The sequence below is a fragment of the Chromobacterium sp. LK11 genome (genome assembly GCF_001043705.1).
Classification (GTDB): Bacteria; Pseudomonadota; Gammaproteobacteria; order Burkholderiales; family Chromobacteriaceae; genus Chromobacterium; species Chromobacterium alkanivorans.
The window spans coordinates 139,039-153,964 of record NZ_LDUR01000027.1; the positions used below are offsets into that span (position 1 = coordinate 139,039).

At 64.3% G+C, this 14,926-nt stretch carries 13 protein-coding genes; 2 read left to right on the forward strand and 11 right to left on the reverse strand.

Annotated elements, in window-relative coordinates; all coding sequences use genetic code 11:
- Positions 1 to 5 precede the first annotated feature (5 nt).
- The 11 genes from VK98_RS16340 to VK98_RS23820 all read right to left on the reverse strand — a co-directional run bounded on the left by VK98_RS16340 (position 6) and on the right by VK98_RS23820 (position 10,202).
- On the reverse strand, positions 6 to 1,415 hold the full coding sequence (locus VK98_RS16340) for a sodium:proton antiporter (protein ID WP_048415039.1): 1,410 nt from the start codon (positions 1,413 to 1,415) through the stop codon (positions 6 to 8).
- A 384-nt stretch (positions 1,416 to 1,799) separates the two neighbouring features.
- Positions 1,800 to 2,180: a lactoylglutathione lyase gene (gloA, locus tag VK98_RS16345; protein WP_048415040.1), complete on the reverse strand. Its 381-nt coding sequence runs from the start codon at positions 2,178 to 2,180 to the stop codon at positions 1,800 to 1,802.
- Positions 2,180 to 2,908, reverse strand: coding sequence for a M48 family metallopeptidase (locus VK98_RS16350; RefSeq protein WP_231589304.1), 729 nt, complete (start codon positions 2,906 to 2,908; stop codon positions 2,180 to 2,182). Before VK98_RS16350 ends, gloA begins: the two co-directional genes overlap by 1 nt.
- Positions 2,868 to 3,644: a 1-acyl-sn-glycerol-3-phosphate acyltransferase gene (locus VK98_RS16355; protein ID WP_048415041.1), complete on the reverse strand. Its 777-nt coding sequence runs from the start codon at positions 3,642 to 3,644 to the stop codon at positions 2,868 to 2,870. The genes VK98_RS16350 and VK98_RS16355 overlap by 41 nt, the downstream gene beginning before the upstream one ends.
- Positions 3,645 to 3,670: 26 nt before the next feature.
- Positions 3,671 to 4,216, reverse strand: coding sequence for a D-glycero-beta-D-manno-heptose 1,7-bisphosphate 7-phosphatase (gene gmhB, locus VK98_RS16360; protein ID WP_019103520.1), 546 nt, complete (start codon positions 4,214 to 4,216; stop codon positions 3,671 to 3,673).
- Positions 4,217 to 4,264: 48 nt separating this feature from the next.
- On the reverse strand, positions 4,265 to 6,325 hold the full coding sequence (glyS, locus tag VK98_RS16365; protein ID WP_048415042.1) for a glycine--tRNA ligase subunit beta: 2,061 nt from the start codon (positions 6,323 to 6,325) through the stop codon (positions 4,265 to 4,267).
- 14 nt (positions 6,326 to 6,339) lie between these two features.
- On the reverse strand, positions 6,340 to 6,765 hold the full coding sequence (locus VK98_RS16370) for a surface-adhesin E family protein (protein ID WP_048415043.1): 426 nt from the start codon (positions 6,763 to 6,765) through the stop codon (positions 6,340 to 6,342).
- Positions 6,766 to 6,809: 44 nt separating this feature from the next.
- Positions 6,810 to 7,700 (reverse strand): glycine--tRNA ligase subunit alpha, encoded by an 891-nt coding sequence (gene glyQ / locus VK98_RS16375; protein ID WP_118266665.1) that lies wholly within the window; start codon positions 7,698 to 7,700, stop codon positions 6,810 to 6,812.
- A gap of 137 nt (positions 7,701 to 7,837) precedes the next feature.
- Positions 7,838 to 8,572, reverse strand: coding sequence for an ABC transporter substrate-binding protein (locus VK98_RS16380; protein ID WP_048415044.1), 735 nt, complete (start codon positions 8,570 to 8,572; stop codon positions 7,838 to 7,840).
- A gap of 37 nt (positions 8,573 to 8,609) precedes the next feature.
- Positions 8,610 to 9,941: a protoporphyrinogen oxidase gene (gene hemG / locus VK98_RS16385; RefSeq protein ID WP_082159074.1), complete on the reverse strand. Its 1,332-nt coding sequence runs from the start codon at positions 9,939 to 9,941 to the stop codon at positions 8,610 to 8,612.
- The gene (locus VK98_RS23820) at positions 9,942 to 10,202 is read right to left on the reverse strand and encodes a hypothetical protein (RefSeq protein ID WP_156187907.1); all 261 of its coding nucleotides are present in this window, start codon (positions 10,200 to 10,202) and stop codon (positions 9,942 to 9,944) included. It abuts the gene before it with no gap.
- Positions 10,203 to 10,335: 133 nt separating this feature from the next.
- Here VK98_RS23820 and VK98_RS16390 point away from each other — a divergent pair, with 133 nt between their 5' ends.
- Positions 10,336 to 11,733 (forward strand): cytosine permease, encoded by a 1,398-nt coding sequence (locus tag VK98_RS16390; protein ID WP_048415046.1) that lies wholly within the window; start codon positions 10,336 to 10,338, stop codon positions 11,731 to 11,733.
- A 316-nt stretch (positions 11,734 to 12,049) separates the two neighbouring features.
- Positions 12,050 to 14,767 carry a M60 family metallopeptidase gene (locus VK98_RS22905; RefSeq protein WP_082159075.1) on the forward strand — a complete coding sequence of 906 codons (2,718 nt, stop codon included), beginning with the start codon at positions 12,050 to 12,052 and terminating at the stop codon, positions 14,765 to 14,767.
- The last annotated feature ends 159 nt before the right edge of the window (positions 14,768 to 14,926 follow it).

Here is a 14,926-nt window from a genome sequence, read left to right on the forward strand (position 1 = left end):
CTGACTCAGAAGAAAATCAGCGTCATCAGCACGAACAGCGGCAGCAGGATGACGCAGGACCAGCCCAGATAGCCGAAGAAGCTCGGCATCTTCACATGGCGGTGTTCGGCGATGGCCTTGACCATGAAGTTGGGCGCGTTGCCGATATAGGTGTTGGCGCCCATGAACACCGCGCCCATGGAGATCGCCAGCAAGGTGTCCGCCATCGGGCCCATCAGTACCTGAGCGTCGCCGTGGGCCAGGTTGAAGAACACCAGGTAGGTGGGCGCGTTGTCCAGGAAGCTGGACAGGATGCCGGTCATCCAGAAATACATCGTGTTGACCGGCTGGCCGTTGGCGTCGGACACCATGTGCACCAGGCCGGCCAGATGGCCGTCGGCGCCGGCGCGCAGGATGGCGATCACCGGGCCGATGGTGATGAAGATGCCGGCGAACAACTTGCCCACTTCCAGGATGGGATCCCAGTTGAATTCGTTGCCGGCGCGCACTTGCTTGGGGGTGATCCACAGCGAGGCGAAGGCCAGGCCGATCAGAGCCAGATCTCGGATGATGTTCTGCAGCTCCACCTGCGTGCCCATGATGTCGAAGCTCACGCCCGGCTTCCAGATGCCGGACATCAATACCGCGGCGACGATGCCGGCCAGTAGGAACAGATTGCGCTTGCCGTGCAGCTTGATCGGCTTGTCCTTGGAGCGGTCGATTTCCGGCAGCGTGCCCGCCTGCGCTTCCTTCTTGAAGAGATAGCTGTCCAGCGCGTAGAAAATGGCCAGCAGCGCCAGCGACAACACCAGCACCGGCAGCGCCATGTGCTGCACCGTCCAGCCGAAGCTGACGCCCTTGAGGAAGCCGAGGAACAGCGGCGGGTCGCCCAGCGGGGTCAGGCCGCCGCCGATATTGGCCACCAGGAAGATGAAGAACACCACCACGTGCACATTGTGCTTGCGCTTTTCATTGGCGCGCAGCAAGGGGCGGATCAGCAGCATCGCCGCGCCGGTGGTGCCCATGATGGATGCCAGCGCGGTGCCTATCGCCAGTATGGCGGTGTTGAGCTTGGGCGAGCCGTGCAGCGAGCCCCAGACCAGAATGCCGCCGGACACGGTGTATAGCGAGAACAGCAGCACGATGAAGGGAATGTATTCGGCGAACAGCGCGTGGACGATCAGCGCCGTCGAGGTGCCCAGGCCGTAGGCCACGGCGAAGGGCGCCAGGAACAACACGGTCCAGACCGCGGTGATCTTGCCGAAGTGATGGTGCCAGATGCCCGGCGCGAATATGGGGAACAGCGCGATGGACAGCAAAATGCCGGCAAACGGCAGTCCCCAGGCCAGGCTCAGCGTGGCGCCGTCCAGTTCGGCGGCTTGCGCCAGCGCCGGCAGCAGGGCCAGCGCGGCGGCGCTAAAGAGTGTTTTGGTCATCTATCTTCCCGAGGGGCATGACGCCCATTGATAAAAGCGCCATCGCCTGCGTCAAGTCTGGCTTGGGCAGGCTATGCAAAGTGTGGATTCCGGCGATATTGTTGAAGCGACGCGGCAGCCGGATGCCGTTGCGCTGACGCTTTCTAATATCAGACCTCAGCGAATCTCGTCTCCGCGGGAGCGGCGCGTCCGCTTGGGGCCAAAATGGTTACAAAGCGTTACATCGTCCCATAACTCTGGCAGTCCGGACAAGGAAAACCGGCATCGGAACCAAGCGTTTTGCGCGATTGCCACGCTAATTAAGCATTTGATGAAACAAGGCCGGCGGCTCCGTGCCGCCGGCCCTGGGTTAGAACCGGTTCAAAGTCCCGCGGACAACGCCGCTCAGCGCTGAATGAACTCGATCTTGTAGCCGTCCGGGTCCTCGACGAAGGCGATCACCGTGGTGCCGTGCTTCATCGGGCCGGCTTCGCGGCTCACCTTGCCGCCCTTGGCCCGCACCATGTCACAGGCGGCGTAGGCGTCCGGCACTTCGACGGCGATGTGGCCGTAGCCGCTGCCCAGTTCGTAGGACTCGGTGTCCCAGTTGTGGGTCAGCTCCAGCACCGTCTGCTCTTCTTCCGCGCCGTAGCCGACGAAGGCCAGGGTGAAGCGGCCGTCCGGGTAGTCTTGCCGGCGCAGCAACTTCATATCGAGCACTTCCTGGTAAAACGCCAGCGAGCGCTCAAGATTGCCCACGCGCAACATGGTGTGCAGTAAACGCATCATTCTTCTCCTTGTGATTCATCAAAATGGAACAGCCCGGCGCCGTGCAGCTTCAGCCAGCGCCGCGCCGCCTGCCAGTCCGGGTACAGGCGCGCGGTCTCCGCCCAAAAGGCGGGCGAGTGGTTCATGTGTTCCAGATGGGCCAGCTCATGGGCGATCACATAGTCCAGCACCGCCGGCGGCGCTTGCAGCAAGCGCCAGTTCAAGCGGATCATCCCGGCCGCGGTGCAACTGCCCCAGCGCGTGCGCGCCGACGACAACTGCAGGCCGCTGGGCTGGCGCCGGCAGCCGCGCGCCAGTTCCGCCATCCGCGCCGGAAAACGCAAGGCCGCCTCTCGCTTGAAGAAACGGCGCACCGCCTGCTTCAAGGCGGCCGCGTCGCCGTCGCCGATGCCGGTAACAATCAAACCGTCCGCGCTCAGCCTGGCCGTGCGCCGCGCGCCGGCCGCCAGCACGATGGGCAGGGCCTCTCCCCGCCAGCACAGCTGGCTCAGATCGTCGGCTTGCCGCCGCGCCTGTCTTTGCCGCGCCACATGGCCGGCGATCCAGTCGCGACGCTCCAGCAACACTTCGCGCAGGCGGGCGGCGCTGACCGCCGGATGGGCCACCAGCTCCACCCTGCCCGCGCTGACCCGGATGCCCACGCTCTTGCGCGGCCGCCGGGTCAGCACCACGTCCACCTCGCCGTCAGGCAGCGGCAGACGCAGCCAGACGCTTGCGCTTTTCATCCGCGTCCGCGAACGGGCCGACGCCGCCGATCTCGCGCTGACGCGCCTCGATCCACTGCTCGGCTTCCTTCATCATCGCCTCCGGCCCCAGCTCTTCGCCCGGCACGATGGGCTTGCCCACCACCACGGTGATTTCGCCGGGATACTTCAGGAAGGCGTTGCGCGGCCAGAACTCGCCGGCGTTGTGAGCCACCGGCACCAGCGGCATATCGAACTGCTTGGCCATGCGCGCCGCGCCCAGCTTGTACTTGCCGATCGCTCCCGGCTTGGTACGGGTGCCTTCCGGAAACACCGTGATCCAGAAGCGGTGGCGCTTGCGCTCCAGGCCCTGTTCCAGCAGACGCTGGTTGGCGTTGGCACGGTCGGAGCGGTTGATGATGATGGGGTTCATCAGCACCAGGCCCCAGCCGAAGACCGGAATCCAGGTCAGCTCGCGCTTGGCCACATACACCTGCCACGGGAAGATCTTCTGCAAGGCCAGCGTTTCCCAGCCGGACTGGTGCTTGGAACAGATCACCGACGGCTGCGCGGGCAGGTTCTCCGCGCCCAGCACCTTGTATTTCAGGCCGATCACGTGCTCCAGCATCCACAGCAGGCTCAGGGCCCAGCTGACGCCGAACACGTGGCGCGCGCGGCGCGGCAGCGGCGCGGACAGCAGCAGCAGGAAGAAGAACAGCGGCGTGATGACGATCAGCACCAGCCAGTACAGCAGGTTACGAAGCCATAAACTCAGCATGCTTGGAACACTATCCTTTTCTGAACTCAACGTTCGCGGGAATCGATCAGATATTCCGCGGCGTCGTACAAATCGTCGAACACCAGGGTGCCGGCCGGCAATTCGCCGTCGGCCAGCGTCTTGGCGCCCTTGCCGGTCTTGACCAGGATGGGCAAGCCGCCCACCGCCGCCACCGACTCCAGATCGCGCCGGCTGTCGCCGATCAGCGGCAAGCCGTCCAGCTTCACATTGAAGCGCTCGGCTATCTCCAGCACCATGCCCGGCAGCGGCTTGCGGCAATCGCAGCCGGCGCTGGGGCCGTGCGGACAGAACAGCACCGCGTCGATGCGGCCGCCGGCCTGGCCCACCAGCCGGTGCATTTTCTCATGCATGGCGTTGAGCGCCTGCATGTCGAACAGGCCGCGGCCGATGCCGGACTGATTGGTGGCCACCACCACGCGCCAGCCGGACTGGGTCAGATTGGCGATCGCCTCCAGGCTGTGTTCGATCGGCACCCACTCCGCCGGCGATTTGACGAAATCGTCGCGGTCCTCGTTGATCACGCCGTCGCGGTCGAGAATGACTAGTTTCACGGTTTTCCCCGTCTAGAGCGCCGGGGCGGCCGCGGCCGCCCCATCGGATCACTCCGCCAGCAGCGAGATATCCGCCACGCGGTTGAACAAGCCGGCCAGACGCGCCAGCAAGGCGATGCGGTTGTTGCGCACCGCGGCGTCGTCCGCCATCACCATCACGCCGTCGAAGAAGGCGTCCACCGGCGCGCGCAGCGAGGCCAATTGGGTCAGCGCGGCGGCGAAGTCGCGGGCGGCGAACTTGCCGTCCACCTGCGGCGCCAATTGCTCGACGGCGGCGAACAGCGCCTGCTCGGCCGCCTCGCTCAGCAGCGCCGGATTCACCGCGCCCACTTCGCCTTCGGCCTTCTTCAGGATGTTCTTCACCCGCTTGTTGGCGGCGGCCAGCGCAGCCGCTTCCGGCAGCGCCTTGAACGCGGCCACGGCGGACAGCACCGCGCGCACTTCCACCAGCCGGCTCGGCGCCTGCGCCAGCACCGCGTCGATCTCGTCGCCCTTGTAATCGGCGGCGAGGAAGTTCTTCAGGCGGTCCATCATGAAGCCGAACACCTCGTCGGCCACGGCGGCGGACAACTTGCCGGCCGGGAAGGCGGCGGCGACGATGTTCAACAACGCCCTCAGGTCCAGGTCCGCTTCCAGCGCCATGCGCACCACGCCCAGCGCGGCGCGGCGCAAGGCGAACGGGTCCTTGTCGCCGGTGGGGATCAGGCCTATGCCCCAGATGCCGACTATGGTCTCCAGCTTGTCCGCCAGCGCCACCGCGGTGGCGATCTTGCCTTCCGGCAGCGTGTCGCCGGCGAAGCGCGGGTGGTAATGGCCTTCGATGGCGGCGGCCACTTCGGCGTGCTCGCCGTCGTGCTGGGCGTAGTACATGCCCATCACGCCCTGCAGCTCGGGGAATTCGCCCACCATGTCGGACACCAGATCGGCCTTGGCCAGATAGGCGGCGCGGGCAGCCAGCGCGGCGTCGGCGCCCAGCTCATGGGCGATGGCGCCGGCGATGCTCTGCAGGCGCTCCACGCGCTCCAGCTGCGAGCCTATCTTGTTGTGGTAGACCACATTGGCCAGCCGCGGCAAACGGCTGTCCAGCCGCGCCTTCTGGTCCTGCTCGAAGAAGAACTTGGCGTCGGACAGACGCGCGCGCAGCACGCGCTCGTTGCCGCCGACGATGAAGGACGGATCGGCGGTTTCCAGGTTGGACACCAGCAGGAAGCGGTTCATCAGCTTGCCGGACGCGTCCAGCAGCGGGAAATACTTCTGGTTCTGCTGCATGGTCAGGATCAGGCATTCCTGCGGCACGCGCAGGAATTCGGCTTCGAAGCCGGCTTCCAGCACCACCGGCCATTCCACCAGGCCGGTCACCTCGTCGAACAAGGCCTCCGGCGCGGCGATGGTGGCGTTCAGGCGGGCGGCGGCCTCGGCCAGCTTGTGGCGGATCAGTTCGCGGCGCGCGTCGAAGCTGGCCACCACCTTGCCGGACTCATGCAGGGTGCGGGCGTAAGCGTCGGCCTTGGCCACCGTCACCTCCCCCTCGGACAGGAAGCGATGGCCGCGGGTGTGCCGGCCGCTTTGCAGGCCCAGCACCTCGCCCGGCACCACCGCGTCGCCGTGCAGCATGATCAGGCCGTGCACCGGGCGGACGAACTGCACGTCCAGGCTGCCCCAGCGCATCAGCTTGGGCGCCGGCAGCTTTTTCAGCGCTAGCGCCACCACCTCGGCCAGCACCGCGGCCAGCGGCTGGCCCTGCTTGACGCTCTCGTAGGCGTACACGTCCTGCTTGCCGTCGCTCATCGTGGACAGCGCGGACACTTCCACGCCGCAGGAGCGGGCGAAACCGGCCAGCGCCGGCGTGGGCTGGCCGTCCTTCAGGCCGGCGGCCACGGCCGGGCCCTTTCGGGTGATTTTCTGGTCCGGCTGCAAGGCGGCCACATCGGCCAGCTGCACCGCCAGGCGGCGCGGCGAGGCGTAGACCGTCGCCTCGGCGTCGGCCGGCGCGAACTCCATCTTTTTCAATTCGTCGCCAATGGTCTGGGCAAAGCTGGCGGCCAGCTTTTCCAGCGCTTTGGGCGGCAGCTCCTCGGTGAGCAGCTCAATCAGCAATGTCTGGTTCATATTCACTCTAAAACTTAACGCTTGGCGGACCCGGCGGCTTCGCAGATCACCTTCATCATGGCGTCGGCGACCGATCCCTGATACACGGGCTGCCATTTCCAGGCGTGACGCGGCACTGGAAACATGGTTGAGAACAGGTGCCTGTTGTTGCGATCGAAATAATCGGAACTGACAAACACGTACTGGTACTTGCCGCAGTCGGCGTAACCGACGCTGCGGCGGATATTGAATTTCAGCTTGTAGCTTTTCTCGTACTGGACCTTGTCGAACCGTTCCTGGTTGACGAAGTGCACCAGTCCGTCCTGCCCCAGCCACAGCGAGTTGCCGTCAATCGCCAGTTGCAGCGCCTTGCCGTCCTGATACGCCACCCAGTCGGCGGCGGGCTCGGCCAGCGCCGGCAGCGCCAGCGCGGCGCACATGCATGCGAAAAAGGCCTTCATGCGCACTCCCTCTGTCAAGAAACGGCCGGGGCGGCAAGCCAAGCTCAGGCCTGCCGGCACATCGGGAAGCCCAGCGCTTCGCGGGCGTCGTAATAGGCCTGCGCCACGCCGCGGGACAGGGTGCGGATGCGGCCGATATAGGTGGCGCGTTCGGTCACCGAGATCGCGCCGCGCGCGTCCAGCAGGTTGAAGGTGTGACCGGCCTTGAGAATCATCTCGTAGGCCGGCAGCGGCAGGCTGGCCTCCAGCAGCGACTTGGCCTCGGCCTCGTAGTCGTTGAACTGGCGGAACAGCAGCTCGACATTGCTGTGCTCGAACGCGTACTTGGATTGCTCCACTTCGTTCTGGAAGAACACATTGCCGTAAGTGACCGGCTGGCCGTCAGGCAGATGGGTCCAGATCAGGTCGTAGACGTTTTCCACGCCCTGCAGATACATGGCCAGGCGTTCCAGGCCGTAAGTGATCTCGCCCAGCACCGGCTTGCAGTCCAGGCCGCCCACTTGCTGGAAGTAGGTGAACTGGGTCACTTCCATGCCGTTCAGCCACACTTCCCAACCCAGGCCCCAGGCGCCCAGCGTCGGGTTTTCCCAGTCGTCCTCGACGAAGCGGATATCCTGCACCGTCGGGTCCAGGCCCAGCTCCTTCAGGGAGCCCAGGTACAGTTCCTGGATATTGGACGGCGACGGCTTCAACACCACCTGGAATTGATGATGCTGGAACAGGCGGTTGGGGTTTTCGCCGTAACGGCCGTCCTTGGGGCGACGCGACGGCTGCACATAGGCCGCGTTCCACGGCTCCGGCCCCAGCGCCCGCAGAAAGGTGGCGGTGTGGGAAGTCCCCGCGCCCACTTCGGTGTCGTAGGGCTGCAGCAAGGCGCAGCCCTGGCGGTTCCAATAGTGCTGGAGCGTGAGGATGATTTCCTGGAAGGTAAGCATAGACGTGGTGAGCAAAGTGAAAAGTCAAAGGCCGATTCTACCGCCTAGCGCCCCCCGCGCAAAGCCAAGCCGTTGGCGGCAAATCAAAAAGGCCGGCGAAATGCCCTCCCGCCGGCCCGCCCCGCGCCGCGCCGCCGTCATTTGCCCGCCGCCGGCACCATGTCCCGGAACTTGCGCTTGGTGTATTTGGCGTAGATGCGCTCCACGCTGCCGTCGCGGATCAAATCGCCTATCGTCGCGTCCAGCCGCGCCGCCAGCGCCGCCTGCCGGGCGCTGAAATTGGGCGACAAATCGGTGCGGTCTATCACCGGCTGCAAAATCTCCACATTCGGCCGCAGGGACGCGCCCCACACATCGCACAACACGAACTGACGATGGCCGCCGGTCAGCATCGCATAGAGCTGATCCTCGTCGTTGCTGGGCTCCAGCTTCCAGTTGGGGTAGCTGAGGATTTTCGGCGTATAGGTGTAGCCGCGCACCATGCCCACCGCCTGGCCTTGCACCAGCTTCCAGTCGAAGGACTTGACCGGCGAGCCGCGCTTGACGCAGAGCGCCACCGGATAGCTGGAATAAACGTTCTTGAAGCGCGGCGTCTGCGCCGCCACCTCGTTGTCTATCACCGCGTCGTAATCGCCGGTCTTGATCCCGCGCAGGCAACGCTCCCACGGCGCGGCCTCCATCGTCACCGGCACGTTCATCCGGCGGAAAGCCTCTTGCAACACGTCGTGGCTGATGCCGGAATCCACCTTGCCGTTCTTCACATAGGTGAACGGCTGCCACTCCACCCCGCACAGTTTGACCGGCGCCTGCGCCGCCGCGCCCGCCGTCAGCAGACAGGCTCCGACAGCCGCCGCCCATAGACTCGTCCGCATCGCCCGCTCCTTTCGCCCGGCAGTCCGCGACGATTTGTTATATGTCGGATCGGCGGCAATGCAAAGCCTGCTCCGCCAGCCGGTCGGCCAGCGCTCGGCCCTTGGCCAGGCAGTCCGGCAGCGACACCCCGTCCAGCCAGTTGGAGCAGGCGTGCAGGCCGCGCTCGCTCGCCGCCGCCGCCAGCGGCCGCAAGGCCGCCATCGCCGCCGTACCCTGCGGCAGCGCCTGCGGCCAACGCACGATGCGCTGGCTCAAGGGCTCGCCTTCCAGGCCGAACAGACGCGCCAGTTCCAGGTTCAAACGCCGCAGCAGCGCCTGATCCGGCAAAGCGGCCAAGGCCGCCTGGCGGCTGCCGCCGATGAAGCTGGTCACCAGCCGCGAGCCCGGCGCCGCCGTGTGCGGGTAAATCCGGCTGGACATCAAATGTCCCAAGGCCAAGGCCTGTTCGCTGACGGGATGCAGTCCGCCGAAGCCCTGTAACGGCCGGCGCAGCGCCTGTTCCGCCACGACGGTGGCCACCACGGTCAGCGGCGCGTAGGGCAACGCCGCGCAGGCGCGCGCCCATTCCGGTTCGCAGGCCCGCAGCAGTTGCGCCGCCTGCGGCGCCGGCAAGGCCAGCACCGCCGCGCTGGCCGGCTGCGCCCCCTCCGCCGTCAGCACCCGCCAGCCCTCGCCCGCTCGCTCCAGCCCCAGCGCCGGACAGCCCAGCCTCACGTCCAGATCGCGCGCCAGCCGCTCGGCCAGGCTGGACAAGCCGCCCGCCAGCGTGCACATCCGCTTGCGCCGCAACTCGCCGCGCCGCCAACGCCGCCACATGCCCAGGACCAGCGAGCCGGCCTCCCGCTCCGCGGCGGCCAGCGCGGGCAGGCACTCCCTCATCAGCAATTCTTCCGGATCGCCGGCGAACACGCCGCCGATGAAGGGGTCCACCACGGTAGCCAGCACTTCGTCGCCCAGCCTGCGCCGGAAGAAAGCCGCCACCGTTTCCGCCTGCGCCGGCGCGGAGCGACGCCAGGGCTCGCTCAATAGACGCCATTTGGCATCCCAGCTGAAGTAGGAAGCGGCCAGCAGCGCGGCCGGCCCGTCGGGCAAGGCGCAATAACGGCCGTGCCGCAGCACGAAACGCCGCTGCGGCCCCGGCACCGGCGACAAGGGCGTCAGCCCAAGCTCCAGCAGCCATTGCCGCAAGCCCTCGTCCACCAGCAAGGTATTGGGCCCCGCCTCCATCAAGCCCGGCGCCAGGTCCAGGCTCAGCACCTTGCCGCCCACCCTGCCGGACGCCTCGTACACCACCGCGTCCAGGCCGCGCCGGCGCAACTGCCAGGCGCAGGCCAGGCCGGACATTCCCGCACCGATCACCGCAATCATTTACCGCTCCCTCCATAGCGCCTGTTCGACGTCGCCCAAGCCAAGCCGCAGCCAGGCCTTGCGGCGGAAAAACGCGATGAACTCGCGGTTCATGCGCATTTCAACGCCGTGTCGCCAATGCGTCGCGAATCGTGAACAGCTTCCAAAACCAAAAAGCCGCCCAGCGGCGGCCATCAATCGTTTCCAGTATGCCCGGAGCGCCCCCGCCGCCAGTTGATCCGCGGCAAGCCGGCTCGCCGCGGGCGGCCAAAAGCCGTTCAAGTTAACACATTCAGTTTTCGATTGACCTTGTCCTGCGCCCGCACTTAGAGTCAAACGTCATGAACGGAACGGCAATCCGCCCACCCCGCCGGCGCGCCTTGCCCCGGCCCCATGTTTCCTGAGGAGAAGCGTCATGCTGGCAAAACCGCCAACCCGCCTGATAGAGACAAGGGCGATCGATTTCATTCCGGAAAACGAACGCCACGGCCGCTTGCTCAGTCAGTTCACCTTGTGGTTCAGCGCCAATCTGCAAATCACCGCCGTCATCACCGGCGCTCTGGCGGTGGTGCTGGGCGGCGATGTGTTCTGGTCCTTGATCGGCCTGTTGATCGGCCAGCTGCTGGGCGGCGCGGTGATGGCCTTGCACGGCGCGCAAGGTCCGCGACTGGGTTTGCCGCAAATGATTTCCAGCCGCGTGCAGTTCGGCGTGCAGGGTGCCACCATTCCTTTGGCGCTGGTCTGCGTGCTCTACGTCGGCTTCAACGCCACCGGCACCATTCTGTCCGGACAGGCCATCGCCCAGTTGGCCGGGCTTAGCCGCGAGAGCGGCATCCTGATCTTCTCCGCCGTCATCGCCGTTTTCGCGGTCTGCGGCTACCGGATGATCCATCTGCTGGGGCGGGTGGCCAGCGTGTTCGGCCTGGTCGCCTTCACCTATCTGTTCGCGCGCCTGCTCAGCGTCAACGACATCGCGCCGCTGCTGCGCAATCATCGCTTTGCCTGGGACAGCTTCCTGCTGGCGGTATCGCTGTCCGCGTCCTGGCAGATCGCCTTCGGCCCCTATGTCGCCGATTATTCGCGCTACCTGCCCAGCGCCACCTCCCCGCTGCGCACCTTTCTCTGCGTGGGCGGCGGCTCGGTGCTCGGCGCGCAGATCGCCATGAGCTTGGGCGTGCTCGCCGCCGCGCTGGTCGGCAAGCCGTTCGCCGGCCGGGAAGTGGCTTACATCGTGGGCCTGAGCGGCGGCGGCGCGATGGCGGGCGGGCTGTTCTTCAGCATCGCCTTCGGCAAGATCACCGTGTCCACGCTGAACGCCTACGGCAGCTTCATGTGTCTGGCCACCATCGTCAGCGGCTTCAAGCGCGAGGCGAGGATGGGCCAGGCCCAGCGCCTGATCTTCGTGCTGGCCATCGTCGGCTTGTCCACCTGGATAGCGCTGGCGGCGCAGGCCGACTTTCTGCGGCACTTCAAATCCTTCATCCTGTTTCTGCTGACCTTCTTTACTCCGTGGAGCGCCATCAATCTGGTGGATTACTACTGGATCAGCAAGGAGCGATACGATTTGCCCGCGCTCAGCGACCCCGACGGCGCTTACGGCCGCTGGAACAAGATCGGCGTCGGCTGCTACGCGTTCGGCCTGCTGGCCCAACTGCCCTTCATCGCCACGGGCTTTTACAGCGGGCCGCTGCTGCCCTATCTGAACCAGGTGGACATTTCCTGGCTGATCGGCCTGGCCGCACCCGGAGCACTGTATTTCTGCCTGGCGCGCAGACAGGCTCCGCATACCGCACCGGCCAGCGCCGCCGAGTAAGACCGCCATCCAACACCAACGGCGCATCCTGCCGGACACGCCGTTGGTGTTTCATCCTTTCCCCTACCGTCCTCCAGGCATTCGCCCCGTAGAACCCGCACAGTCAGCCCCTGCGATGGCAGAAGCTGCCTTACAACTGCCGCGTAAGCGCTCGGGGATGACTCTTGTCGTCTAAACCTTGGGCTGGAACAGCGAATCTTAAACATTCTCTTAAGATTTGTTCATAATTCTTAGCAACAGACTCCGGGCTTGGAACAATGCGCGTGCTCAATCGAGCGCCTTGTTTTCCAAACTTAAGCTTGGAGTTAATGAACACATGAAGTTATACGCATCAGCGGCTTCCGTTTTCGTGCTGTCGCATATTGCCAGCGCCTTATTCTCGATGGCCTCCGACGGCGCGATAAACAGCGGCATCGCAAGCAGCCATGCCGCTTCACTGGCCTCGCCGCCACCGTTCGCCCAGCCCGCCGCGGACCAGTTGATCCCGTCCCGGACACTGATTCTGGAGCAACGAGGGGAACCGGCAGAAATCCGTCAGCTTCAGCTTCGTAAAAGAAGAACCTCGCCGATTCAATCGACCGGCTATAGCGTCAAAAAAGGTGAAGTACTGACTATCGATTACCAATATACGCAAGACGCGCCTGACAAAGCACCCGAATTATGGGTGGTTCCCATCGCCAACAAAGCGGACAGCCACTTGAATCACGCCTCTCGGCAAGTGGTCAGCCTCAAGCCCGGCGTCAACAAGATCACCGCCACCTATGACGGCATGATTTATTTCACAGCGCGAAATCAAATCAAGACCGGGCCGATCACCATCAAGTTGCAGGACGGCGGACACGTGGTCCCGCGCTTCATGCTGGGCCAGCACCAAGACGCGGACTGGCAAAAAATGCTGGCGCGTTACCCCGACGCCCCCTTTGCCGACTTGGTGGGCAAGCGCATGATCATCACCATGCCGCTGGCGGTGTTGAAAAGCCATGTGGACAGCCCAACGGCCATGCTGACGCGCTGGGACCAGATCGTCACTTGGGCGGAAGAGCAGCATGGTCTGGGAGGCGGCCAGCCGGCTCCGCATATCGCCACGCCGCTCCAGTACCAGTTTGTCACCAAGGCGGACTCAACTGGAGGCTATATGTCGGCCAGCGATTTCTGGCTGGGAACCAATGTTTCCGGCGCCGCGGATGTCGCCAACAGCAAGAAGCTGGGAACAAGCTGGGGCCCTTGGCATGAACTGGGACATCATTATCAGTTGGAGCCGCTGACCTGGAATGGCCAGGGTGAAGTCAGCGTCAACCTGACCTCGCTTTATGTGCAGCGCGAGCTGGGCCAGCCTTCTCGCCTGGATGCATTCGCGAACAAAATTGCAAGGCATCTGGCTTCCGGCAAGGCTTATCACGATGAGGGAGATCCGTTTGTCCGGGTGGCCCTTTACTGGCAACTGGATTTGGCCTTTGGCAAGGATTTTTACGCGCGCCTGAATCAGCGCTACCGCAGCATGCCCAGCGCGGAACTGCCCAAGACCACCGCGGATCAACAACAGGCCTTTATTGTGGAAGGCAGCCGGGTGACGGGCTACGATCTCAGCCCGTATTTCATCAAATGGGGATTGCCGCCCACGGCTGAAACCAAGAAAACCCTGGATAAACTGTCTCTCAAAACACTGGACAAGCCCATCTGGGAAAATACGGATAAAGACAAGCGCTACAGCTATCCCTTGGCGCAGCAAGCCATTGCCGGCCAGATGTTGGCGCCGCAAAGCGTGGATGCCAATCAAATCTTTACCGCTAAGCTGGCGCTGAAAAACCGCGATGCGTCCAAGCTCAAGTTCCAATGGCAACTGCCGCCTGGCTTTAGCGTGGTGTCCGGCAAGGACAGTCCGGAAATCACCTTGCGCGCGCCAGCCAATATCGCAGCCAATACCTATGCGCCGCTGACGGTCACAGCGCGCGACCAGCAAGGCAGCATGTCTTTTGGCGGCAAGCTGTTGCTGGGCAAGCCGGATGGCGACCTGCCGCCCGTCGCTCAGATCAAGGGGGCATCCGACTTGGTGATCGGCGCCGCGGATGGCGTGGTATTGGACGGCAGCTCCTCCACCGGCAGCCGGCTCAGCTACAAATGGCACAATAATAGCGGGCTCAAAGTGAGCCCCAATCAGGGCTATGCCCATATACTCGCGCCCGTCACGGTGGCCGAGGGGAAACACAAGGTAACGCTAGAAGTCTCCGATGGCAAAGGCCGCACCGATAGCGCCGTGCATGAGTTGCAGGTCAAACGCGGCGACGATGCTGGCGGCCCGCCACCCAAGGCCCATATCAGCGGACCCAGCGAGCTTCCGGTAGACCACCTCACAGGCATCATCCTGTCAGCCAAGCAATCCGCCGGCGATGCGCTGGAATACACTTGGTCGACGCAGAGCAAGCTGCTCTTGCTGCCCAATCGCGACAAGGCCATCGTCAATATGGTGCCGGGCGTTCTGCCTGGAAAGTACCAGATCGACTTGGCCGTGAAGGATCGCTTCGGCAAAACCGACACAACCTCGCACTCGATCACGGTCACGGTCACTGCGAAACCGGATCCTCTACCACCGCCGCCCAAAGCCCAGATCAGCGGCCCGAATGCCCTCACGCAAAACCAGACAGGCATCACCCTGAGCGCTAAAAGCTCCAGCGGGGAACGCTTGACATATCAATGGACGAATAGCACACAACTCACGCTGCAGCCCAATGGCGATCAGCTTGAGGTTTCCGCGTCCGACCGAGTCAAGGAGGGCTTGCATCAGGTGCTGCTGACGGTGAAGGATAAAGCCGGCCAAACCGCCAGCGTCGCTCACAGCCTCCAGGTCAAGAAAGGAAACGGCGGCATTCCCACCTATGTTCCGGGCGGCAGCTATCGGGCCGGCGATAAAGTGACGAATGTCGGCCGCACCTTTGAATGCAAGCTGCCGCCTTTCAGCGGCTGGTGCAGCCAATCGCCGCAGCACTACGCACCCGGCACGGGGCTGGCATGGAAGGATGCCTGGCTTGAAAAATAAGCCCGGCAGCGCGATGCAGTCCTAAGCAACGCCAAGAGACGCGGGCCTCCTGCGTCTCTTTTTTAAACGGGTTCACCAAGGTTTTGAACGACAGAGCGAGGCAAACGGATACGCCGGATATTGTATGGGCGTGAGGCAGCACGAGGAGACGGCCTGTTC

What these genes read in the sequence shown, in the direction of transcription:
- VK98_RS16340 (WP_048415039.1), bottom strand. Translation starts at nt 1,415, where the DNA reads ATGACCAAAACACTCTTTAGCGCCGCCGCGCTGGCCCTGCTGCCGGCG.
- gloA (WP_048415040.1), bottom strand. Translation starts at nt 2,180, where the DNA reads ATGCGTTTACTGCACACCATGTTGCGCGTGGGCAATCTTGAGCGCTCG.
- VK98_RS16350 (WP_231589304.1), bottom strand. Translation starts at nt 2,908, where the DNA reads ATGAAAAGCGCAAGCGTCTGGCTGCGTCTGCCGCTGCCTGACGGCGAG.
- VK98_RS16355 (WP_048415041.1), bottom strand. Translation starts at nt 3,644, where the DNA reads ATGCTGAGTTTATGGCTTCGTAACCTGCTGTACTGGCTGGTGCTGATC.
- glyS (WP_048415042.1), bottom strand. Translation starts at nt 6,325, where the DNA reads ATGAACCAGACATTGCTGATTGAGCTGCTCACCGAGGAGCTGCCGCCC.
- VK98_RS16370 (WP_048415043.1), bottom strand. Translation starts at nt 6,765, where the DNA reads ATGAAGGCCTTTTTCGCATGCATGTGCGCCGCGCTGGCGCTGCCGGCG.
- glyQ (WP_118266665.1), bottom strand. Translation starts at nt 7,700, where the DNA reads ATGCTTACCTTCCAGGAAATCATCCTCACGCTCCAGCACTATTGGAAC.
- VK98_RS16380 (WP_048415044.1), bottom strand. Translation starts at nt 8,572, where the DNA reads ATGCGGACGAGTCTATGGGCGGCGGCTGTCGGAGCCTGTCTGCTGACG.
- hemG (WP_082159074.1), bottom strand. Translation starts at nt 9,941, where the DNA reads ATGATTGCGGTGATCGGTGCGGGAATGTCCGGCCTGGCCTGCGCCTGG.
- VK98_RS16390 (WP_048415046.1), top strand. Translation starts at nt 10,336, where the DNA reads ATGCTGGCAAAACCGCCAACCCGCCTGATAGAGACAAGGGCGATCGAT.
- VK98_RS22905 (WP_082159075.1), top strand. Translation starts at nt 12,050, where the DNA reads ATGAAGTTATACGCATCAGCGGCTTCCGTTTTCGTGCTGTCGCATATT.